The organism is Gluconobacter kondonii (assembly GCF_002723995.1).
GTDB classification, from domain to species: domain Bacteria; phylum Pseudomonadota; class Alphaproteobacteria; order Acetobacterales; family Acetobacteraceae; genus Gluconobacter; species Gluconobacter kondonii.
In genome coordinates, this window is the sequence record NZ_BEWP01000001.1 from 1 (window position 1) to 21296 (window position 21296).

The following is a 21296-nucleotide window of genomic DNA, read 5'->3' on the forward strand; positions in this document are numbered from 1 at the left end:
CACCGACACAAGGCTCCCCGTCGAAGTCAAACAGCAAAACGCCTTCGTCAGAGCTTTTACAAGGTAATCCTGAACGAACTGATCGCATAAAACCATTTGGGTTTTATGACGAAACACGACAATATCCGTTCAGGACTCCCTGACCACTCAGCAAGGATCAGTGATGGGTAGACTGACCTTGTGGCGCAATATTCCCGCATTCGTGGCAGCTACTTGCCTGCTTTGTTCTCCCGTACACGCGCGAAACATCCATGACTGCGTCACCATGAGCGAGGTCCTCCCCTTCCTTAATCCGGCTGGCGCTCCCGTTATTCATGTCCAAATCAACGGCCATGATGTCGGCTCTTTCTTCTCGACATTCACAACGCGGACCAGCGTCTGGGATGCAAAAGGGTTTGATTTTTACCGTCTTGATCCCATCAGAACCATGTCGGTCACTGGAACGGGCGGAAACTATTCCACCACGATCGAAAGCCTCCAGATCGGTCAATCCGTGCTCAAAGACATGACAGCCCTGCTAGTCAATGAGCGGCCCCCAAAAACGCCGGATGGCCTCCTTCTGATGATGGATCTCGGATGGGACATTCTTGGACAATACCATCTGCTTATCGACAGATATTCGCAGAAAATCGGCATTTTTACATACGATACCGCTGCGGATTGCCCTGATATCGGAACCCTTCTGAAAAATACCGGGCCAGTCATTCCTCTGACATCTCTTGATGATGAATCCCCGCAACTCAATCAGGTGACGGCTCTGCTGGATGGTCATAAGGTGGACATGCAGATCAATACCAGCGCCAACCGCTCCATTATCCAGCAATGGGTAGCGCGGAAGATGGGGATTTCACGCCACATCCTCAAACAAGACGACGAAATCCGGGTCGGCGCTGGCGACGTCCTGCTGGGGCACAGGCATCATTTCAGCACGCTGCAAATCGGCTCACACACGCTGCATGACATCACGCTGGATGTCGTCCCCGATGCAGAGTTCAATATTCTTGGGATGGACGTCCTCAAGCACTTCAACGTCCTGATCAATCCCATGGCCGGTAAACTCTGGCTGGAGGACTACGTTCCGCCGCCCGGCCATGTGGAGGAAAAGGCCCTCCCTTGGTCGCCGACCCATGACCGGCTCAGTATCACCCATGCCAGCGAGGAAAGGCAGACCCCACCTCTCCCCGCCGGAAAGCCCTGAGGGTCAGGCTTCTGCCGAACCGCCGTCCACGTCAAACGTCACACCCTGCGCCAGCGGCAGGGTGCGCCCATAATTGATGGCGTTGGTCTGGCGACGCATATAGGCCTTCCATGAATCCGAACCGGACTCACGGCCACCGCCGGTCTCCTTTTCACCGCCGAACGCCCCGCCAATTTCTGCACCGGACGGCCCCATATTCACGTTCGCAATGCCACAATCCGCCCCCCGCGCAGAGAGGAACTGCTCCACTTCCCGGATATCGGTCGCAAAGATCGAAGACGACAGCCCCTGCACCACGTCGTTCTGAAGCGCAATCGCCTCATCCAGCGTGTCGTATTTCATCACATACAGGATCGGCGCGAACGTCTCTTCCAGAACCGGCCCCACCTGAGACGGCATTTCGACCAGTGCCGGGCGCGCATAAAATGATGCCTCCCCGTTCACATCGACGCGGGTTCCGCCATGAACCGTACCGCCCGCATCCGCCGCAGCCTTGAGACTGTCCTGCATCATTCCAAAGGACGCCGCGTCAATCAGAGGGCCGACAAGCGCCGCTCCTTCGATCGGATTACCAACCGAAATGCTTCTGTAGACATTCACCAGTTTGGGCACGAGCGCGTCATAGACGCTGGAATGGACGAACAGACGCCGCAATGTCGTGCAGCGCTGCCCGGCAGTTCCCATCGCGCCGAACGCAACAGCCCGCAGCGTCAGATCCAGATCGGCCGAAGGCGTGACAATGGACGCATTGTTGCCGCCGAGCTCCAAAATGGAACGACCGAAACGACGTGCCACACGCTCACCCACGTCGCGTCCCATTCGGGTCGAACCGGTTGCGGAAATGACCGGTACGCGGCGGTCTTCCACCATCAGTTCGCCAATATCGCGTCCGCCAACCAGCAATGTGCTGAGTGCGGCTGGCGCATCGTTTCCAAAGCGTGCTGCTGCCTTCAGGAACAAAGCCTGCGTGGCGAGCGCGGTCAGCGGCGTCTTTTCCGAAGGCTTCCAGATCACGCTGTCACCGCAGACCAGCGCCAGAGCGGCATTCCACGACCAGACTGCGACCGGGAAGTTGAACGCCGAGATAATGCCAACCGGCCCAACGGGATGCCACTGTTCCGTCAGGCGATGGTCCGGTCGTTCGGAGGGGATCGTCAAACCGTAAAGCTGGCGGGACAGACCGACTGCGAAATCGCAGATGTCGATCATTTCCTGCACTTCGCCCAGACCTTCGGACGGGACTTTCCCGACTTCCAGCGTCACCAACCGACCGAGCGCGTCCTTGTTCGCCCGCAATTCCTCGCCCAGCAGGCGGACCAGTTCGCCACGACGCGGTGCCGGAACCCTGCGCCAGACCTTGAACGCCTCTGCTGCCCGGCCGATCGTCGCTTTCGCATCGTCCGCGCTGATTTCCACAACTTCAGCAATCCGCTCGCCCGTCAGCGGCGATGTGACGGCCAGAGTGCCGCCCGAGTAGAGATCAGCCGACACGCCAAGGCTGTCGAGCAGCATTGTGACTTCGGAGCGGAGAGAGGCAGCCATTGTTCTTCCTGTCTGGGTTGCATAGCAGTGATCCCATTCACAAACCGTTACGACCCCGACGTCAAGATGATCCCGAAGACAGCCTCATGGGACAGCCGCATATTTTCCGCTCTGGGTCAGAACGCAGAAAACCTGTAGGATCATCTCAGGCACAGCCTTGCCGTCACTCTACTCAAGCCGCAACGGCTACGGTGATAACGGTGCAATCAGAAACACCCCCTCTGAAGGCAGAACCCATGCAGAATTTTGAGTTCTACAATCCCACACGCATCATTTTTGGCGAGAACACGATCCCGAAGCTGGCAGATCAGATCCCGGCCGACGCCCGCGTCTTGATCCTGTTTGGCGGTGCAAGTGCGGAGCGCAACGGCACACTTCCGGCCGTACGCGAGGCGCTGGATGGCCGCTTCACCCGGGAATTCGGTGGCATCGAAGCCAATCCGACCTTCGAAACTCTGATGAAAGCGGTCGAGCTGATCCGGAACGAGAAACTGGACTTCCTGCTGGCCGTAGGCGGCGGCTCCGTCATTGACGGCACCAAGTTCGTGGCCGCAGCCGTGGATTTCGAAGGTGATCCGTGGAGCATCCTGACGACGCATGGCGCGAACGTCAAAGCTGCGATGCCGCTGGGAACGGTCCTGACACTGCCTGCGACCGGTTCGGAAATGAACAGCTTCAGCGTCATCACCCGGCATGCCACGCGCGAGAAACTGGCTTTCGGCAGCCCACACGTCTTTCCGCGCTTTTCGGTTCTGGACCCGACCCGCACCTATTCCCTGCCCGTCCGGCAGATTGCAAATGGCGTTGTGGATTCCTTCGTCCACATCATGGAACAGTATCTGACCTATCCGGCGGACGGTCTGGCTCAGGACCGCTTTGCCGAGGGGCTTCTGCTCAGCCTGATCGAAATCGGGCCGAAAGTCGTTGCAGAACCCGAAAATTACACGCTCCGCGCCAATTTCATGTGGATCGCAACACTGGCGCTCAACGGCATCATCGGCGTCGGTATGCCGCAGGACTGGTCCACGCACAGCATCGGCCACGAACTGACGGCGCGTTACGATATCGACCATGCCCGGACGCTGGCCATCGTTCTGCCGTCCATGCTGCGTGTCCGCAAAGACGCCAAGCGCGGCAAACTCCTGCAATATGCGGCTCGTGTCTGGAACCTGCATGAAGGCACGGAAGACGAGCGGATCGAAGCCGCCATCGTACAGACGGAGAAATTCTTCGAAAGTCTCGACATTCCGACCCACCTCTCCGCTTACGAAATCGGCGAAGAGGGCATTGATCCACTGGTCGCACAGCTCGATGCCCATGGCATGACTGCACTAGGGGAACAGTCTGAAGTCACTCTGGATGTCAGCCGACGGGTGCTTGAGCTGAGCCTGTAAGGCAGGGGGCGGCTCAGGCCGCCCCTCCTTTCAAAACGCCGTCCCGATCACGTCTTTCAGATGCTGGTGATAGGCCGCGAGCGTCGCATCCACATTTGGTGCCTTCATCACATCCGTCGCCAGAAACGTCGGAAGCGCGGACATTCCCAGAAATTCATGAGCCTTGTGAAACGGGAAATAAACCCCGTCCACGCCGCGTCCTTCGAAGAACTGAACCGGGTCCGTAAACGCGTCTTCTGGAGCGTTCCATGTGGCTGACAGCATGTAATGCTTGCCCTGTACCAGACCACCTGAGCCATATTTACGCTCCGGATGCGCACGGCTGCGACCATCATTGGCATACAGCTTCCCATGACCAGCCGTCATGATTTCGTCCATGTATTTCTTGACGATCCAGGGCACGCCCATCCACCAGCCGGGGCACTGATAGATAATCAGATCAGCCCACAAGAAGTTCCCGACTTCCTGCTCCACATCGTATCCGTCATCGATTTTTGTCTGGCGGATTTCGTGCCCGCTTTTGGACAGGATGTCGGCGGCAAAGGCCTGAAGCGTATCGTTCAGACGACCGTGAGAATGAGCGAAGACCTTGCCGCCATTCAGAAGAAGAATTTTTGTCATGATTGCATATCCATTATTGCCCCAGATCGGAGCTGTCGGGCCATCATGAACTCCTGAACCCCACTTGATAATCGCCACGATCTCCACAAAATCTGTGAAGCAGTTTCACAGGTCGGGTAGAAAATGGATAACCGTTTTGGCGAGATGAAAGTCTTCCTTCTGATTGTGGAGAGCGGTAGTTTTTCCGAAGCGGCCCGCCGCTCCATGATGACGCCATCCACAATCAGCAAGCTGATCGGGCGCGTGGAGAACCGCCTCGGGGTTAAGCTCGTGGATCGCTCGACCCGAAAACTTTCCATCACGCCCGAGGGTCTTACCTATTACGAACGGGCTCAGGCTTTGATTGCCGAGCTTGAAGATATGGAAGGGTGTTTATCCAGAAAAACCGTCCAGTTGACAGGGATCATACGGATCAGCGCGTCCGTAGCGTTCGGGGCTTTAGTACTGGAACCAGTGTTGCCAGAATTCTGGGCAACATATCCGGATATCGTCGTGGATCTGTCACTGTCTGACGAGATGGCAGACCTGTATCTGGACCGGACGGATGTTGCGTTTCGAGTAGGAAAACTTCAGGATTCCAGCCTGATGGCCCGACATCTGGGAACCGTACCGCGGCTGATCGTCGGTGCGCCGGAGTATCTGGAACGCTTCGGACGGCCTGAGAGCGTGGACGATCTGGAGCGTCATCGGTGTCTGGGTTTTAATTTCCAGCGCGCGGCTCCGGTCTGGCCATTGCAGGAGCGCGGACGGGTCGTCGATCGGATTATTCGAGGGCCGCTGCTCGCCAATAATGGTGAGACTGTCCGACGCGCGGCGATCCGGGGCGCTGGGCTGGCACGGCTGGCGGAATATCATGTGCGCGACGACCTGAACACAGGGAGACTGGTGGAGGTTCTGGCAGATCGTGGTACGCGGGACGAAGAAGCCATCCACGCGCTTTATCAGGGCGGAAAACAGATCCCGCAGCGCATCCGGGCTTTTCTGGACTTTGTGGTTCCACGTCTTCAGATAAAACTCAAACCGGCAATATCTTGTGAAAATCCATGAAGCAAATTCTAGGATCATGGTTCAGACAGGCGTGATGGCGCACTTCTGAAACGGACGAGTTCGCGCCGGATAACCTGAAACACCGTATCACGCAGCCAGCGATGAACGCCATCTGAGTCCACGCGCGGATGCCAGGCCTGAAAAGACGTGACGGGAGGAAGATCGAACGGGAAGTCGAAAGCCTCAAGCTGGATCTTTGAAAGTGGAAGACGGTCGATCACGATATCGGGCAACGGAAGGATCATATCCGTCTCCCGCATGGTCTCGATCATGGAATGGTAAGTCGGCACGACCATGGCGATGGGCCGGGTCAGACCGTAACGCTCTTGAAGAACAGTATCTATCGGGCCGTAAAGGCGACCTTTCCGCGAGACGCTGATGTGATCATATTCCACCAGCGTTTGTGGTGTGATGCCTTGCGCAAAAATAGGGTGCCCTTCGCGCACCATGGCACGAAACGACGTCAGGAAGAGGGTCTGACGCATGATTTCAGGGCGCAGATCGTCCGTAGCGCCAACATAGAGATCAATCTGGCTGCTGCGCAGGGCCTCACTGGCTGGCTCCTCCGTTTCGGGAGCGAACACAACGCTGCAATTTGGACATTCCTGCTTGAGGGCCATCAGGATGACATGCCCGAACGCACTGACGACAAGATCATTGGCGCGGATCGTAAAGCGGGGCGAGAGATGGCGCAGATTGAGCGTTTCGCTGTCATTCACCAGCGCATCGGCCTCGCGCACGATATTCTGGACCCGATCGCGAATGCGGCTGGCGAAGGCTGTGGCCATCATTCGGCGCCCGGACAGAACCAGAATAGGATCTCCGAACACTGTGCGTAGTGTTGCGAGATGGCGGCTCATGGCGGCATCGCTCACTTTCAGCCGGCGCGCTGCCTGCGAGACGCTTTCTTCTTCCACAAGAACCTGAAGATAGCGCAGCAGATCGAGATCGTAGCGTCTGTGACTGTCAGCTCGTTTGGCCATCGCTCTCTCCGTTTCCTAAGGCTTTCCAGTATATTTTCGTGTTTTTAGCCTGAAATGGAAGGGTTTTTCATAACCCTTCCAAAAAGTGGAAACGTCACCTGCTGCAAACGTGGGTTTTCGGACCTGTCCGCTCTGGATAATGGCTGGGGGGCAACGAAAGAGACCCCACAATGCAACCAGCAGCCTCGCCCTTGGCGGGTGCGCCGCCCGCGCAACCGTCTTACATTCCCCCTTTCGGCACGCGGACCATTGTCGGCTGCCTTGGGATGCTGCTGGCCGTGCATGTCGCCGGGTTCAACGAACACATTACCGAAATCGGCCTCGCCGATATCCGCGGCGCAATGCATATCGGGCACGATGAGGGAACGTGGTTCACCTCGATCTATGAGGCCTTCAACATTGCCGCCATGGCGTTCACGCCCTGGTTCTATATGACGTTTTCAATCTACCGGTTTTCGATCTTCATGACGGCCGTGCTCGCCATGCTGTCGATCCCCCTGCCCTTCATGCCGGACATGATCTCGCTGTGCTTTCTTCGCGCAGCTCAGGGTCTGAGTGCAGGCTGTCTGCCACCCGTCCTGATGACGGTCATGCTGAAATACCTGCCGCCGCCCATCAAGGTGTTCGGCATTGGCGGCTATGCGATGAGCGCCACCTTCGGCCCCAATCTGGGTGGACCGCTTGAGGCAATGTGGTTCGAGCATGTGGGCTGGCGCTGGCTGTACTGGGAGGTCATTCCCTTCAGCATCATCGCCATCGCCATGATGGCCTACGGACTGCCGCGCGATCCGGTGCATCTCGAACGGTTCAAAAAGTTCAACTGGCGCGGCTTCTTTATTGGCGTACCATCCATCCTGTGTGTGGTGACAGTGCTTTATCAGGGGGACCGGCTGGACTGGTTCCGCTCGCCGATCATCTCCCATCTGACATTCTGGGGCGGTGCGCTGTTCGTGGGGTTTCTGTTCCACGAATGGCACCATCATAGCCCGTTCTTCCGGCTTCAGTACTGGAAGAACCGGAACATCACGATGGCGCTTCTAACACTCGTTGGCGTGCTGGTCATCTGCGGTCTGATGATGGAAGTCCCGATGACATATTTGGAAGCCGTGCGGGGATACCGGCCGATTCAGGCAGCTCCGGTCGCGCTGACGGTTGCCCTGCCCCAGCTCATCATGCTGCCGCTGACGGCTGCGCTTTGCAATTCCGCACGGGTGGACTGCCGGTATGTTCTGGCGTTCGGCATGTCGTGTCTGGCGCTGGCAGCGTTCCTTGGAACCTGGCTGACGCCGGACTGGGTGCGGGATAATTTTTATCTCCTGCAGGCACTACAGATTCTCGGTCAGCCAATGGTCGTGATCCCGGTTCTGATGCTGGCCACCATGTCTCTGGGGCCAGCGGACGGACCGTTCATCTCGGGCATGGTCAACATGCTCAAAGGCATGGCCAATGCGTTTGCTGCCGCCATTTTTGAAATCCTGCTCCGCCGTCGGGAACAGTATCATTCCACGATGCTGCTGGACCGGGCGGGCAATAACGCCACGGCGCTGTCCGGCATGGGTGATCCCATCCACGGAGCCATCAGCAACAGCTCGCCTGACGGCGATCATGTGGCGCGCAATACGCTTCAGATCTTCCATACCTATCTGCACGAGCAGTCGATCACGCTGGCACTGGTGGACATCTATTTCGTCGTGATGTGCCTCTGCATTGCCTATGTCGCGCTGACCGCCGTGCTGCCTAAACGCGTCTATCCACCCGGCAAGGGGCCTGCTCCGGCCATGCCTGCTGCTGCCCGCGAACCCGCTTCCTCCTCCCTTCCCGCCACCGCGCACTGACGGACCTGCCTCATATGATTTACGGAAAACCCCTTCTTCTGGCCGGATGTGCGGTCGTCTTGCTGACGGGCCTCGCCTGGACGGCGGATCGTTTCTTTGTGGGCGATGGTATCCGTCAGGAAACCAACGATGCCTATGTCACGGCCGATTTCACGACCGTGGCTCCGAAGGTCTCCGGGCGTATCGACCGGGTGCTGGCCGAGGACAATGAATACGTCCATGCCGGGGAAGAACTTGCGCATATCGAGGACGACGATTACCGCGCGGCGCTGGATGCGGCCCATGGCGATACGGCTGCGGCTCAGGGCGATGTGAACAATCTTCAGGCCCTGCTGGACCGCCAGGGTTCTATCGTCGACGCGGCGAAATATACCGTGCAGTCCGACGAGGCCGCGCTTGTCTTTGCGCGGCAGAATGCGGCCCGGTATCGCAATCTGTCAGCAGGGGGCGCGAGCACGATCGAACAGCAGCAGGGCGCGGAAGCCCGGCAGCTTGAAGCGATCGCAGCCCTTGCCCGTGACAAAGCCGGAACCAGTACGGCTGAACAGCAGGTCGCGGTACTGAAGGCGCAGCTTGAAAAGGCTCAGGGTGCGTTACTGAAGGCGAAAAGTGCCGAGCATCAAGCCGAACTGAACCTGTCCTACTGCACCATTCCCGCGCCGGTGGACGGCGTGGTGGGCGAGCGCGGCGTGCGTGTCGGTGCCTATGTCCATCCGGGCACAGGGCTGCTGGCGGTTGTGCCGGTCCGCAAGGCCTATGTGCTGGCGAATTTTCAGGAAACCCAGCTGACGAACGTCCAGACCGGGCAGAGTGCGACGGTCTGGGTTGATACCTTCCCCGGTCATCCGCTCAAGGCGCATGTGGACAGTCTGGCCCCGGCCACAGGCGTAGCTTTCGCTGCGATCCAGCCCGATAACGCAACCGGAAACTTCACGAAAGTGGTCCAGCGCGTCCCCGTCAAACTGACCTTCGATCCCGGCCAGCCTCTGGCGGAAAAAGTGCGCGTCGGTATGTCCGTCGAAGCACGGATCGACACGTCTTCGACGCCCGAGGGTACCCATTCCCATGACGCCCGGTATCTCTGGAAATGAGAGCTCCCATGTTTCCTCCCTCACGCTGCTTTCTTCTGGGGCTCACCGCGCTGTCTGCCTGTACGGTCGGACCAGACTATCATCGGCCTGACCCGCAGGCACCCGCGCACTGGCATCAGAGTCTAGCCCCCGCTGCCAGCCATCCGCAGGAAACATCCATTGTCGATGCACAATGGTGGCGGATCTATCATGACCCCACGCTGACGGCGCTGGAGGAAGACGTAGCACGCAACAATCTCGATCTGCGTGAAGCCGCCCTGCATTTCACGGAAAGTCAGGCTGAACGCCGGATCGCCAGTGCGGCGCAGATGCCACATATGGAAGGTGCTGCGTCCTATGCCCGTGAACGCGCCAGCACGAACGGTATTCTAGGCCTTCTGGGAACGATGCAACAGGCCGGGCCCGGCGAGATCGCCAGCGGCCAACAGGGCTTTGGACCGGCGGCTATGGATGGCGCGAAGGGCAACCCGTCTTTCAACCTACCGCAATACGGGCTGAGTGCGTCATGGGAGGTCGATTTCTGGGGGCATGTGCGCCGTCAGGTCGAGGCAGCTACCGCGGCCATGCATGAGACGGACGAACTGCGCCGCGACTTGCTGGTCTCCCTCATGGCGGAAACCGCGCAGGATTATCTGAGCCTGCGCAATATCCAGACCCAGATCGGCATCACGCAGCAGAGTATTGATATCGCAAAGCATAGCGTGAAACTCACGGAACTTCGGTTCGCGCAGGGCACGGCGACAAAACTCGATGTCGCCTATTCCCGCGGTCAGATGCATGGTTTTGAAGCGCGTCTTCCTGTGCTGAAAAGTCAGGAAGTGCACCTCGTGAATGCCCTGAGCTTCCTGACGGCACAGCAACCGGGCGCGCTGAAAGACACGCTCGGGTCTGTTCAAGCCATCCCGTCCGTCCCTGCTGACATTCCGGTCGGTTTGCCCTCCGAACTGGCCGAGCGCCGTCCCGATGTGCGAGCGGCAGAAGACCATCTCCATGCCGCAACAGCGAGTATCGGTGTTGCCGTCGCAGATTTTTTCCCACGCGTAACGCTGTCTGGCAGTCTGGATATTCAGGCGTTGCAATTCAGCGGATTGGGTTCATGGGCGTCACGGCAGTACGGGTTCGGTCCGACCATGACCCTGCCTCTGTTCGAAGGGGGCCGTTTGACGGGACAGCTCCATCTGCGTCGCGCCCAGCAGAAAGAAGCGGCGATTGCGTTACAGCGCACACTTCTGAAAGCATGGGAAGACGTCGATGATTCCATGGCGGATCTGAGCGCCGCGCAGGAGCGTCGAAACCGACTGGAAGAAACTGTCTCGGAAAACGAGACCGCCGTCCATATCGCGCAGCTTCAATATAGTCAGGGAGCAGGAGACTTCCTCAATGTCCTGACCACGCAGAATGCCCTCCTGGCAAGCCGAAGTGCTCTGGCTGAGTCCAGCGCAAACGTCTCGATCTCCGTCGCCCGTTTGTACCGATCCCTGGGAGGAGGCTGGAGCCAGAAATCCTGACATCCAGCAAATGTCATGTCGTTCTCAGTCGTTGTTCAGGGCGGAATTGAGAACGGCTGCCAGGCGCACACCCGCCTGTTCAAGGCGCAGTTGCATGATCGGCCATGTCAGTTCGGTGTAGGCCTTGCCTACATCGGCGCCCTTGTTCGCCGGCAGCGCACCATAAGCCACGCTCCGAGCTAGAGAATGGCTTTCATCGGCCCAGTTGACGGTGGCGTCGTGAACGTCACCAGACGCCAGATCCTGCACCCAGCATTGCGCCTCATCCGGCGTAATCAGGGCTCCGAGGCGATCGGCTTCCTGCTTCGCACGGGCGGGGTCAATGCTGTAGAACGGGCCAACATGCAGATCCGCTTCATGGTCGATCACCCCTTCATCCCACAAGGAATGCAGGTTCATATGACCATTGGCGTTCTTGCCGAAATAGGTCAGGTGAATTGCGTTCCCGCCCATATCCTTGTTCCGCTCAGCGGCATGCAAGGGTTGGTGGATGTCACCCATCAGATGAACGACCCATTTCAGCGCGATCAGACGGTCCTGAGGCGATGCATGCGTATCGGCAAGGACCCTGATTTCCTCGGGAAGTTTTTCCACAACACAGGCATGATCCGGGCAGTCGCGGGCCTGATCGTAGGCCGGATGGGACACATCAATATCGACATAATGCCATTTCAGAGTCTCAGGGGCTCCACCCTTCTTCTTGGGAACATGGCCGATCGTATCGGGCCAGGACGCAACCTGATCGAGGGTCTGGTGGTTTTCAAGCGCCAGCAGGGCTGTGACGGCCTTCTGGGCCTGCGGCGTCAGGCGTTCCTGTGCGATATCCGCCACGATGGCATGCCCATAAGGCCCCCAGGCAAATGCACTGGAAGAAAAGGCAAGCATACCTGCCCCGATCAGAGACGCACAGAGAACACGAAACTGCATGGAAAACCTGACCGCCCGTTGATGGAGAATGATGCTCCCCTGTTTCTCATCCTTTCGGGAGCATCACAAGGCATTCCAACGCGCTATTATCTCTTGCTCTGGCCTCCCGCGTTCACACGAGAACATCCAAATAAAAATCCCTAAACGACAATGATTTATTTCAAAATCAGAGATAAAATTCGCTCCCGCAGCAAATTGTACCGCTCAATATTTTATTCAAGATCGTTATATTTACTTCATATCATTCCATTTTATTTTCTCATGCGTGATGATTAGAGAAAATTTTCTACATTTCCCCGGAGTTTAAAGCATAAACTTTAGCGGTAAATATTATAACTTACTCCAACCATCAAAAAAATTTATTCTTAGATATCCAACTATCAAAAACAGTATGCCATAAAATTTACCATAACATTCAAAATAACATCATTGCCATTATTGTTTGCAAAAAATACGATCCACTCACAAAGACAAGAAAAAGATATATTTTTCTTAATGTCACTCAGTTTCTACATTGGAGTCTCCAGAATGTCATCCTGGGCACAGGTTTACGATCCAATAGGGAACATCTGGATTTCTGGAGCAATCGCTCTTATTCCAATCCTGTTTTTCTTCTTCGCCCTTCTTTATCTGCATATGAAGGGCCATATCGCCTGCACCATTACTGTGGGAATTACTTTCGCACTGGCCGTGCTGTTTTACGGGATGCCCGTGTTCACGGCTTTCGCCGCCGGTCTGTATGGCTTTGCTTATGGATTATGGCCAATTTCCTGGATCATCATCGGTGCGGTCTTTCTGTACAAGATTTCCGTCCGGACGGGTCAGTTCGACATTATCCGTCATTCCATTTCCACAGTCTCGAAAGATCAGCGCATCCAGCTTCTTCTGGTCGCGTTTGCTTTTGGGGCTTTTCTGGAAGGAGCCGCCGGTTTTGGGGCGCCTGTAGCCATTACAACCGCGCTGCTCGTCGGGCTTGGATTTCCGCCGATCTATGCCGCAGGACTGTGCCTGATCGCCAATGCGGCCCCCGGCGCATTCGGCGCCATGGGCATTCCCGTGATCGTTGGCGCACAGGTGATCGGGGCCGAGCCTTATGCCGTCGGTCGGCTTGTCGTCATGCAGTTGATCCTGATTGGCATCATCATTCCGTTCTGGCTGGTCGCTGTTGTGGACGGGGTGCGCGGCATTCGTGAGACATGGCCTGTCATTCTCTTTACCGGTGTTGTTTTTGCCCTCACACAGTCGCTAACGGCCCTGCTGATCGGGCCGGAACTTCCTGATATCATTGCACCGCTGGTGACAATGGTTGCCATCCCGGTCTTTCTGCGGTTCTGGAAGCCAAGCCGGGTTTTCCGTTTCGACACCGGCGATACACCCGCAGATGCCGTGATTGACAACGTGTCTTACACGTCATCGCAGATCATGCGGGCCTGGTCTCCGTTCATCATTCTCACGGCCTTCGTCGCCATCTGGAGCATCAAGCCCTTCAAGGCGCTGTTTGCCGCTGGTGGTCCGCTGAACTGGACGGTTCTCGTCATCCAGTTTCCGGGGTTGCATAACCTTGTTCTGAAAACGGCTCCAATCGTTCCCAGCCCGACCCCCTACACCGCAATCTTCAAGCTGGATTTCATTTCCTCTGTCGGAACAGCCATTCTGCTGGCCGGTGTGATGACTGTTTTATTCCTGAAAATGCGCCCCACAGACGCCCTCGCGACATTCCGCGACACTTTGCGTGAACTGCGTATTCCCATTTACGCCATCGGCATGGTGCTGGCTTTTGCGTTTCTTGCAAACTACTCCGGCCTTTCCACCACGCTGGCTCTGGTGCTCGCCATGACCAAGGGCGCTTTCACGTTCTTCGCACCGCTGCTGGGCTGGCTCGGGGTGTTCCTCACAGGCTCCGATACGTCTTCCAACGCGCTGTTCGGCGGACTTCAGGCGGCAACCGGACGGCAGATCGGAGTGAGCGGGGAGCTTCTGGTTGCCGCAAATACTGTCGGCGGCGCGGTTGGAAAGATGATTTCTCCGCAATCCATCGCTGTGGCGTCGGCGGCCGTCGGGCTGGTCGGGCGCGAGGGCGAACTGCTTCATTTTACACTGAAATGCAGCATCATTCTGGCCGTTCTGGTTGGGCTCATCACGACAGCACTGGTTTTCATGGGGGTAGGAACCTGACCCTGCGTTGATCTGAGAGCGGACATAACCGGGCGCAGGAACATTTCTGCGCCCGTTTTCTTTTCAGGGCCTGAACAGAATTCCCGTACAAGCCCCCCAAAACGAATTGAGCAGCATTCTTAATAATAACAAACTTTATTGCACGAATATCCCGACAACTACTCGCGTTCCATCGAAGCTTCCTGACAATATAGCATCGTCAAATTCTTCAAGAATTTTTCGGTAACCATAATAAGATAACGATTGTTTTCGCTTTATATACTTTTGACACACCGTCCGAAAACTTTATTTTTCATGGGATTATTTACCGATAATCAGCTCTCCACGGTTGCATAATCACGTGACGTCTGTAGGTTTCGGACCTCTGTAAGGTGACACTGATCACGGTCATGTCATCCGTCTCGAGTGTATGCGAAGAGTGATCCTACATGACGAAAGATCGTCACTGCCCTCTTGTTGACCTCCATACGTCTTCCCCCAATGCCATGCGCCTGAACCCGCTGACGCGGATGTCGCGTCGCGATACGCTGATGACGGGCATGGCGGGCGTGGGCGTTCTGGCGGTTGGAAATGTCGTGACCGCAGAGCCTGCGACTGGCGCCGATCCGGAACTTGAGCGCTTCATGAAGGTGTCAACGCGCCTGACCGATCGCGCCTCTCTTGATCCCCGGATCGGAAAGGCACTGTACGAGCGCAATCTCCAGTCCGCCCCGGAGCGTAAAGCCCAGCTTTCAAAGCTGGCGACGCTTCTGGAAAGCGGGAATTACGAAAACGCCTCAGCCTTCGCCAAAGCCGCCGAACAGGCCGATCCGGCGTTTAAGGACGTCATTCATGACATCATGACCGGCTGGTATCGCGGCGTCGCGGACGGCAAGGTCGTGGTCTATCGCTCCGCCCTAATGTTCGACGTCACCAAGGACGCGATCTACCCCAAGACCTACGCCGCGGGCGGCCCGTTCTACTGGACGACGCAGCCCCCTGAAGTCGACAAGCCGACCGGTGCACCTGCGCTGTCGCCGTCCAAGTTCGACGTGGAACCTACCTGAGAGCAGGAACAGCATCTCTTATGTCTTCTGATCAGAATCTCTCCGCCGATGTCGTGATCGTCGGGTCCCGTGTGGCTGGCAGTTCCATTGCGAACGAACTGGCGCGTGCGGGCATTTCCGCAATCTGGAAAACAAGCAGTCCTACCAGGGCCCCTTCCCGTCCACGCCCTGGGCCGTGCATCCGCCCAACCAGATGACGCCGAACCAGTATCTGCATACGAGCGGCCCGAACGCGGAAGCGTATCAGCAGGTCTATCTGCGGATGATGGGTGGCACCACCTGGCACTGGGCCGGATGTGCGTGGCGTTATCTGCCGTCGGATTTCGAGCTTAAGACCCGCTATGGGCAGGGCCGTGACTGGGCCCTGAAATACGACGATCTCGAGCCGTTTTATTATCAGGCCGAAGTCATGATGGGCGTGTGCGGCCCTGATCCGAAGGTCGAGGATCTGGGCTCCCCTCGTCAGCAGCCCTACCCCATGGAAGCGCTGCCGATTTCCTATGCGGCCCAGCAGTTCCGCAAGCTTATCACGGAAAAGACACCGTATCGCGTCGTGCATGAGCCACAGGCCCGCAATACACGGCCTTATGATGGTCGCCCGACCTGCGAGGGGCACAACAACTGCATGCCGATCTGCCCGATCGGGGCGATGTATAACGGCGGCTATTCCGTCTATCACGCCGAGACTGCCGGGGCGAAATTCGTACCCAATGCGGTCGTTTATAAAATCGAGCGTGACAGCGCGAACAAGAAGGTGACGGCGGTTCACTATTACGATCCGGACAAGGGATCGCACCGTGTCACAGGCAAGTATTTCGTTATCGCGGCGCATTGCATCGAGACGGCCAAGTTACTTCTGGTTTCGGCAGACGAACAGAGCCCCAATGGTATTGCCAACAGTTCGGGCCATGTCGGCCGGAACATGATGGATCATACCGGCGTGCAGGTGACGTTCATCAGCGGCGACAAGGCCCTTTGGCCGGGACGTGGCCCGCTTGAGACCAACGTGATCGACAATTTCCGCGATGGCGACTGGCGTGGCGATCGTGGCGCGTATCTCGTGCACATGGTTGATGACAATCAGGTCGATTTCGCAACGCAGCTTGCAATTTCAAAGGGGTATGTCGGCAAGGATCTGGAAGATCAGATCCGCTATCTGGCCTCTCACACCGTCCGTCTGTTCAGCCATAACGAGGCCCTGCCCGATCCGGACAACCGCCTGACGCTCAGCAAGACACATAAGGATGCGCTCGGCATTCCGCATCCGGATGTCTATTACAAGCTGCCGGATTACACGGTCCGCAGTTGCGAGCATACGCGCGGACTGTTCAAGGATCTCATCGGCCTGATGCATGGCACGGATGAGCAATGGACGCCGGGCTATTTCCCGCAGGATCACCCTTCGGGCAGCACCATCATGGGCGTAGACCCCAAGGACTCCGTGGTGGACGGCCATTGCCGGACGCATGACCACGAGAACCTGTTCATCGCGAGTTCGTCCGTGTTCTCCACGGTCGGGACCGGGAACATCACCCTTACTGTCGCAGCCCTTGCGCTTCGTGTTACCGATACGCTGAAAAAAGAACTGCTCCATGCCTGATTTCAAAACCGTTTTCTGGTCTTTTCTTGTTGGTGGAACGGTTCTGGCTGGACTGTCTTCTTTCGCTGCGCGGGCGGCGGATGTGGATCAGGATGTCATGAACCGTGGCGCCTATCTCGCTACGGCTGCGGACTGCATCGCCTGCCACACCAAGCCGGGCGGTATACCGTTCGCGGGAGGGCTGAAGATTGCAACGCCCATGGGCGACATCATTTCCACGAACATCACGCCCGATGCCGATCATGGGATCGGCAAATACTCGGAACATGATTTCGAGCAGGCCCTCCGCAAAGGCAAGCGCCGTGATGGCGCAAACCTCTACCCGGTCATGCCGTATGTTTCCTATGCGGCCCTGACGGATCAGGATGTTCACGCGCTTTATGTGTGGTTCATGAACGGCGTCAAACCTGTCGCGCAGACGCCGCCCGCCACGCAACTCAGCTTTCCGAGCAATATCCGCCTGACACTCTCAGGCTGGAACATGCTGGCGGGGACCGAGACGCAGGAAACTGGCGATTCTGCGAGTTATGACAAGATGCGGCGTGGCCGGTATCTGGCCATTGCGCTCGAACATTGCGGAACCTGCCACACGCCGCGCAACGTCATGCTGATGGAGAAGTCGGATCAATACCTGGCGGGCAGCCCATTGTCCGGCTGGTACGCACCGAACATCACCCCCAGCAAAACAGGCGGGATCGGTGACTGGAGCGAAGACGATCTCGTCCAGTATCTGCACACTGGTCGGGTCAAGGGCAGAAGTCAGGCGGCCGGACCGATGGGGGAAGCTGTCGAACACAGCACGAGCCATCTGACGGATGCAGATCTGCATGCACTGGCGGCGTTCGTCCTTCAGGTCAAGGCGATCGACGATGCGTCCGACACTCAGCCTCGTGACGGTTTTGGCAAGGCGAACGACATTCCCGACCTGCGGTCAGGCGAACTGACCCGGATTGACAACCTGTCGCAGAAATCTCCGGAAAACCTGTTCGATGCCAACTGTGCCGCTTGTCATGGACAGAACGGTGCGGGGACCGTCGATCAGTATGCGCCGTCGCTCTATAAAAACTCCGTCGTCGGTGCGGGCCGTCCGGACAATCTGATCATGACGATCCTGACGGGCGTGAACCGCAAAACGGCGGACGGTCATGCGAGCATGCCCGCTTTTGGCAGTACTTCGGATGTGCAGCGTCTGGACGATGCGGAAGTCGCGAGTCTTGTGAACTATGTCAGTAAGACCTTCGGCAGCGGCACCTATACCGTGACCGCGGATCAGGTCACAAAGGTTCGCAAGGACCACACTCCGCACTGAGCGCCACCAGTCACGGGCAACGATAAAAAAGGGGAGATGGACCAGATCCACCTCCCTTTTTTTTATCGAAAAACTGCGGGTCAGCCTTCGCTGGAAGGGCGCTTTGTCAGGCGCAGCAGGAAATACGGCACGAAGAAATAGAGCGCGATCACGACCATGAGCGGTTTGAGAAGCCAGTTCATGTTCTGATGCAGCAGCGACTGACTGAGAAGATTGCTCAGACCCATCATGCAGATCACCGAGAAAAGGCAGGCCAGATTGGCAAAAAATCCACGATCGCCGTTGATCTCGCGCAGTTGCTGAAAAAACGACCTGGACTGCGGCGCAACGCTCATGAGGGCATACTTCCTGTTCGTCGGCAGAGCATGGGAAAAGCACGCCACTCGTGGTTCTCATGCTGCCGGGCGGTGGGGAAGGATACTGCCAAGTTCGGCAGGATCAAAGCCTCAACTCGATGAAGCAGAGCTATTGAAAAAAACCGGCGCCTTTATGGGGCGCCGGTTTTCAGAAGTTATTGACCGCTCAAGCAGCCTGACTGGAGACTGCAGCGACTGTCGCAGGCGCGGCCGCAGCAGGAGGCGTCAGCGTGCGACGGACGGCATCATGCCAGCCATCGATCATGATGCGACGCTGTGCCGGGTCCATCTTCGGTGCGAAAACACGCTCCTGCTTCCAGGTCGCCGCAACTTCGTCCAGACTCTTCCACAACCCAACCTGCAATCCGGCGAGGAAGGCTGCCCCAAGAGCCGTGGTCTCGATATTAACCGGACGCTCAACCTCGGCCTTGAGCATCGAGGACAGGAACTGGGCAAACCAATCATTGACCGCCATGCCACCATCAATACGCAGGATGCTCGTACGCATGGCACCGTCTTCACGCATGGCGCGGATCAGGTCATAGGTCTGATAGGCCACGGATTCCAGCATGGCGCGTGCGATATGCGCCTGCGTAGAACCGAGCGTCAGGCCGCAGATCAGGCCGCGCGCATCAGGGTCCCAGTGCGGAGCGCCAAGGCCCACGAAGGCCGGAACCATATACACACCGTGGCTGTCGGGGATACGGGTTGCCATGTCGTCGGTCTGGGAGGCATGCGTGATCAGTTGCAGGCCATCACGCAGCCACTTGATGCCCGCGCCAGCCACGAAAATGGAGCCTTCCAGCGCGTAGAAGGTCTTGCCGCCAATGCGATAAGCGATCGTCGTCAGCAGGCGATTGTTGGACATGATGGGCTTTTCGCCGGTGTTGAGCAGCATGAAGCAGCCCGTACCGTACGTCGCCTTGGCCATGCCTTCATGGAAGCAGGCCTGCCCGATGACAGCAGCGTGCTGGTCACCTGCCATGCCGCCAATAGCAATCTTCTCGCCAAACAGCTTGGCTTCCGTTTCCCCGAAATCGCTGCTGTTGTCGCAGACTTCCGGCAGAAGGGCGCGCGGCACGTTGAAAAGCACCAGAAGTTCATCATCCCACTGCTGGGTATGGATGTTGAACAGAGACGTGCGGCAGGCATTGGTAATGTCGGTCGCGTGCTTACGCCCGCCCGTCAGGCGCCACAGCAGGAAACACTCGATCGTTCCTGCTGCGAGTTCCCCAGCTTCCGCACGGCGGCGCGCGTCAGGAACATGATCGAGAAGCCACGCGATCTTGCTGGCCGAAAAATACGGGTCCAGCAGAAGTCCGGTCTTGTCACGGACGACGGCTTCCTTGCCCTGCTGACGCAGGAGGCTGCATTCATGGGCCGTCCGGCGATCCTGCCAGACGAGCCCACGATGGATGGGGCGGCCCGTCTCGCGATCCCAGATCACGATGGTTTCGCGCTGGTTGGTAATGCCCAGAGCCGCAATCCGCTCCGGCCCACCCACTTCGTCGATGGTCTCCCGCGCCGTGGCGAGCACATCGCGCCAGATGTCCTCGACATCATGCTCCACCCAGCCGGGTTCGGGATAATGCTGCGGAAACTCACGACGGGAGATGGCCAGCGCCTGCGCATCCTTTCCAAAAACGATGCTGCGGGTCGAAGTCGTGCCCTGATCGATGGCGAGGATGCAGTCTTTCTTGTTCATGATGGACACTCCAATAAAGGTTCAAAAAATTTCAGACTGATTTTCAGGACACTCTGTTGACGACCGGGAAAGCAGGATCACCAGGATTGGACACGACCAGAACCGGTTCGGCGGGATTGATCCCCTCGGGGGCCACGATGACCGTCTGTTCCAGATAGCGCGGCATGAACGGACGCAGGCCGAACTGGTAAATGGCAGCACCGATCGGACCACCGATCAGGGGAGCAACGATGGGCACCCAGAAGTAGTTGCCCGGTGCCGGCAGCGCGCTCTGTCCCCAGCCCGCAAAGAAGCAAAACAGGCGCGGGCCGAAGTCACGGGCCGGGTTGATCGCCCAAGCGTCCAGATAGCCACAGGACGCGCCGATGATTGCCACCAGCAGACCGATGATCAACGCGCTCGAATTGGCCTGCGGAGCCTGCGTATTGTACTGACAGGTAATCGCGAAAATCCCGAAAACCAACACAGCCGTCAGAACCAGTTCGTCCCAGAACGCATGCGACACCGTGACGAAATCACCGGGATGGGTGAAGAATACACCCGATGCACCACCGTCGACAGCGCGCGTCAGGTTATGCGCCAGATTGAAATGGTCGATAACCGGCACATAAAGCGAGTAAATCACCGCCGCACCGGCAAAACCGCCCAGAACTTGAGCGCTAATGTACGGAAGCACTTTTTTCCACGAAAAGCCGCGGAACATGGCGAGTGACAGCGTGACAGCCGGATTTGCATGCGTTCCGCTGATCGCGCCGGTGGCATAAATCGCCACCGTCACACCCAGACCCCAGACGATACACACGCCCCAGTAAGCCGTTTTGTACGGACTGGGATCGTAGAGCGAGTACATGGCCGCAACGCCGTCTCCAAAGAGAATGATGATTGCGACTGCGAAAAACTCCGCGAGGAGCTCACCAAGGTAACGTCTGTTTTCTGACATGACTGATATCCGCCATGAA

General features: G+C 57.5%; 16 protein-coding genes and 1 pseudogene. 10 read left to right on the forward strand and 7 right to left on the reverse strand.

Features of this window, described 5'->3' with window-relative positions:
- The first annotated feature begins 265 nt into the window (after window positions 1-265).
- Complete coding sequence (locus GKO01_RS00005) at window positions 266-1198, forward strand: retroviral-like aspartic protease family protein (RefSeq protein WP_167383399.1); 933 nt, start codon at window positions 266-268, stop codon at window positions 1196-1198.
- A 3-nt stretch (window positions 1199-1201) separates the two neighbouring features.
- Here the strand turns inward: GKO01_RS00005 and amaB are convergent, their stop codons facing one another.
- Window positions 1202-2740, reverse strand: coding sequence for an L-piperidine-6-carboxylate dehydrogenase (gene amaB / locus GKO01_RS00010; RefSeq protein WP_099284958.1), 1539 nt, complete (start codon window positions 2738-2740; stop codon window positions 1202-1204).
- A 236-nt stretch (window positions 2741-2976) separates the two neighbouring features.
- On the opposite strand from amaB, the gene GKO01_RS00015 reads away from it, so the two are divergent.
- Complete coding sequence (locus tag GKO01_RS00015) at window positions 2977-4134, forward strand: iron-containing alcohol dehydrogenase (protein WP_099284961.1); 1158 nt, start codon at window positions 2977-2979, stop codon at window positions 4132-4134.
- A 30-nt stretch (window positions 4135-4164) separates the two neighbouring features.
- Here GKO01_RS00015 and GKO01_RS00020 read toward each other — a convergent pair whose 3' ends face one another.
- Window positions 4165-4755, reverse strand: coding sequence for an NAD(P)H-dependent oxidoreductase (locus GKO01_RS00020; RefSeq protein WP_099285522.1), 591 nt, complete (start codon window positions 4753-4755; stop codon window positions 4165-4167).
- Between the two features lie 123 nt (window positions 4756-4878).
- On the opposite strand from GKO01_RS00020, the gene GKO01_RS00025 reads away from it, so the two are divergent.
- On the forward strand, window positions 4879-5802 hold the full coding sequence (locus tag GKO01_RS00025) for a LysR family transcriptional regulator (protein WP_099284963.1): 924 nt from the start codon (window positions 4879-4881) through the stop codon (window positions 5800-5802).
- Window positions 5803-5816: 14 nt separating this feature from the next.
- Here GKO01_RS00025 and GKO01_RS00030 read toward each other — a convergent pair whose 3' ends face one another.
- Window positions 5817-6785 (reverse strand): LysR family transcriptional regulator, encoded by a 969-nt coding sequence (locus GKO01_RS00030; protein ID WP_099284966.1) that lies wholly within the window; start codon window positions 6783-6785, stop codon window positions 5817-5819.
- 170 nt (window positions 6786-6955) lie between these two features.
- Between GKO01_RS00030 and GKO01_RS00035 the strand changes: the two genes are divergently transcribed.
- Genes GKO01_RS00035 through GKO01_RS00045 form a run of 3 tightly spaced genes read left to right on the forward strand, consistent with a single transcriptional unit; the run spans window position 6956 to window position 11219 of the window.
- The gene (locus GKO01_RS00035) at window positions 6956-8620 is read left to right on the forward strand and encodes an MFS transporter (protein WP_099284968.1); all 1665 of its coding nucleotides are present in this window, start codon (window positions 6956-6958) and stop codon (window positions 8618-8620) included.
- A gap of 14 nt (window positions 8621-8634) precedes the next feature.
- Window positions 8635-9711: an HlyD family secretion protein gene (locus tag GKO01_RS00040; RefSeq protein WP_099284970.1), complete on the forward strand. Its 1077-nt coding sequence runs from the start codon at window positions 8635-8637 to the stop codon at window positions 9709-9711.
- An 8-nt stretch (window positions 9712-9719) separates the two neighbouring features.
- The gene (locus GKO01_RS00045; protein WP_373319072.1) at window positions 9720-11219 is read left to right on the forward strand and encodes an efflux transporter outer membrane subunit; all 1500 of its coding nucleotides are present in this window, start codon (window positions 9720-9722) and stop codon (window positions 11217-11219) included.
- Window positions 11220-11243: 24 nt separating this feature from the next.
- Here the strand turns inward: GKO01_RS00045 and GKO01_RS00050 are convergent, their stop codons facing one another.
- The gene (locus tag GKO01_RS00050; RefSeq protein WP_174694190.1) at window positions 11244-12146 is read right to left on the reverse strand and encodes a S1/P1 nuclease; all 903 of its coding nucleotides are present in this window, start codon (window positions 12144-12146) and stop codon (window positions 11244-11246) included.
- 528 nt (window positions 12147-12674) lie between these two features.
- On the opposite strand from GKO01_RS00050, the gene GKO01_RS00055 reads away from it, so the two are divergent.
- The 4 genes and pseudogenes from GKO01_RS00055 (at window position 12675) to GKO01_RS00070 (ending at window position 18276) form a co-directional block, all read left to right on the forward strand.
- A complete protein-coding gene (locus tag GKO01_RS00055) occupies window positions 12675-14321 on the forward strand; it encodes a lactate permease LctP family transporter (RefSeq protein ID WP_099284975.1) in 1647 nt (548 codons plus the stop codon).
- A gap of 428 nt (window positions 14322-14749) precedes the next feature.
- Window positions 14750-15367: a sorbitol dehydrogenase family protein gene (locus GKO01_RS00060; protein WP_099284978.1), complete on the forward strand. Its 618-nt coding sequence runs from the start codon at window positions 14750-14752 to the stop codon at window positions 15365-15367.
- Window positions 15368-15387: 20 nt separating this feature from the next.
- Window positions 15388-16967 (forward strand): annotated as a pseudogene (locus tag GKO01_RS00065) (GMC family oxidoreductase).
- Window positions 16960-18276 (forward strand): c-type cytochrome, encoded by a 1317-nt coding sequence (locus tag GKO01_RS00070; RefSeq protein ID WP_099284981.1) that lies wholly within the window; start codon window positions 16960-16962, stop codon window positions 18274-18276. Before GKO01_RS00065 ends, GKO01_RS00070 begins: the two are co-directional and overlap by 8 nt.
- 80 nt (window positions 18277-18356) lie before the next feature.
- Here GKO01_RS00070 and GKO01_RS00075 read toward each other — a convergent pair whose 3' ends face one another.
- The 3 genes from GKO01_RS00075 to GKO01_RS00085 form a co-directional block, all read right to left on the reverse strand.
- Window positions 18357-18611 carry a hypothetical protein gene (locus tag GKO01_RS00075; RefSeq protein WP_062027483.1) on the reverse strand — a complete coding sequence of 85 codons (255 nt, stop codon included), beginning with the start codon at window positions 18609-18611 and terminating at the stop codon, window positions 18357-18359.
- Between the two features lie 187 nt (window positions 18612-18798).
- Window positions 18799-20337, reverse strand: coding sequence for a glycerol kinase GlpK (gene glpK / locus GKO01_RS00080; protein ID WP_099285524.1), 1539 nt, complete (start codon window positions 20335-20337; stop codon window positions 18799-18801).
- 43 nt (window positions 20338-20380) lie between these two features.
- Window positions 20381-21277 carry an MIP/aquaporin family protein gene (locus tag GKO01_RS00085; protein ID WP_099284983.1) on the reverse strand — a complete coding sequence of 299 codons (897 nt, stop codon included), beginning with the start codon at window positions 21275-21277 and terminating at the stop codon, window positions 20381-20383.
- Window positions 21278-21296 lie beyond the last annotated feature (19 nt).

Excerpts from the sequence above, each read along its gene's own strand:
- GKO01_RS00005 (WP_167383399.1), top strand. The coding sequence starts at position 266 with ATGAGCGAGGTCCTCCCCTTCCTTAATCCGGCTGGCGCTCCCGTTATT.
- amaB (WP_099284958.1), bottom strand. The coding sequence starts at position 2,740 with ATGGCTGCCTCTCTCCGCTCCGAAGTCACAATGCTGCTCGACAGCCTT.
- GKO01_RS00015 (WP_099284961.1), top strand. The coding sequence starts at position 2,977 with ATGCAGAATTTTGAGTTCTACAATCCCACACGCATCATTTTTGGCGAG.
- GKO01_RS00020 (WP_099285522.1), bottom strand. The coding sequence starts at position 4,755 with ATGACAAAAATTCTTCTTCTGAATGGCGGCAAGGTCTTCGCTCATTCT.
- GKO01_RS00025 (WP_099284963.1), top strand. The coding sequence starts at position 4,879 with ATGGATAACCGTTTTGGCGAGATGAAAGTCTTCCTTCTGATTGTGGAG.
- GKO01_RS00030 (WP_099284966.1), bottom strand. The coding sequence starts at position 6,785 with ATGGCCAAACGAGCTGACAGTCACAGACGCTACGATCTCGATCTGCTG.
- GKO01_RS00035 (WP_099284968.1), top strand. The coding sequence starts at position 6,956 with ATGCAACCAGCAGCCTCGCCCTTGGCGGGTGCGCCGCCCGCGCAACCG.
- GKO01_RS00040 (WP_099284970.1), top strand. The coding sequence starts at position 8,635 with ATGATTTACGGAAAACCCCTTCTTCTGGCCGGATGTGCGGTCGTCTTG.
- GKO01_RS00045 (WP_373319072.1), top strand. The coding sequence starts at position 9,720 with ATGTTTCCTCCCTCACGCTGCTTTCTTCTGGGGCTCACCGCGCTGTCT.
- GKO01_RS00050 (WP_174694190.1), bottom strand. The coding sequence starts at position 12,146 with ATGCAGTTTCGTGTTCTCTGTGCGTCTCTGATCGGGGCAGGTATGCTT.
- GKO01_RS00055 (WP_099284975.1), top strand. The coding sequence starts at position 12,675 with ATGTCATCCTGGGCACAGGTTTACGATCCAATAGGGAACATCTGGATT.
- GKO01_RS00060 (WP_099284978.1), top strand. The coding sequence starts at position 14,750 with ATGACGAAAGATCGTCACTGCCCTCTTGTTGACCTCCATACGTCTTCC.
- GKO01_RS00070 (WP_099284981.1), top strand. The coding sequence starts at position 16,960 with ATGCCTGATTTCAAAACCGTTTTCTGGTCTTTTCTTGTTGGTGGAACG.
- GKO01_RS00075 (WP_062027483.1), bottom strand. The coding sequence starts at position 18,611 with ATGAGCGTTGCGCCGCAGTCCAGGTCGTTTTTTCAGCAACTGCGCGAG.
- glpK (WP_099285524.1), bottom strand. The coding sequence starts at position 20,337 with ATGAACAAGAAAGACTGCATCCTCGCCATCGATCAGGGCACGACTTCG.
- GKO01_RS00085 (WP_099284983.1), bottom strand. The coding sequence starts at position 21,277 with ATGTCAGAAAACAGACGTTACCTTGGTGAGCTCCTCGCGGAGTTTTTC.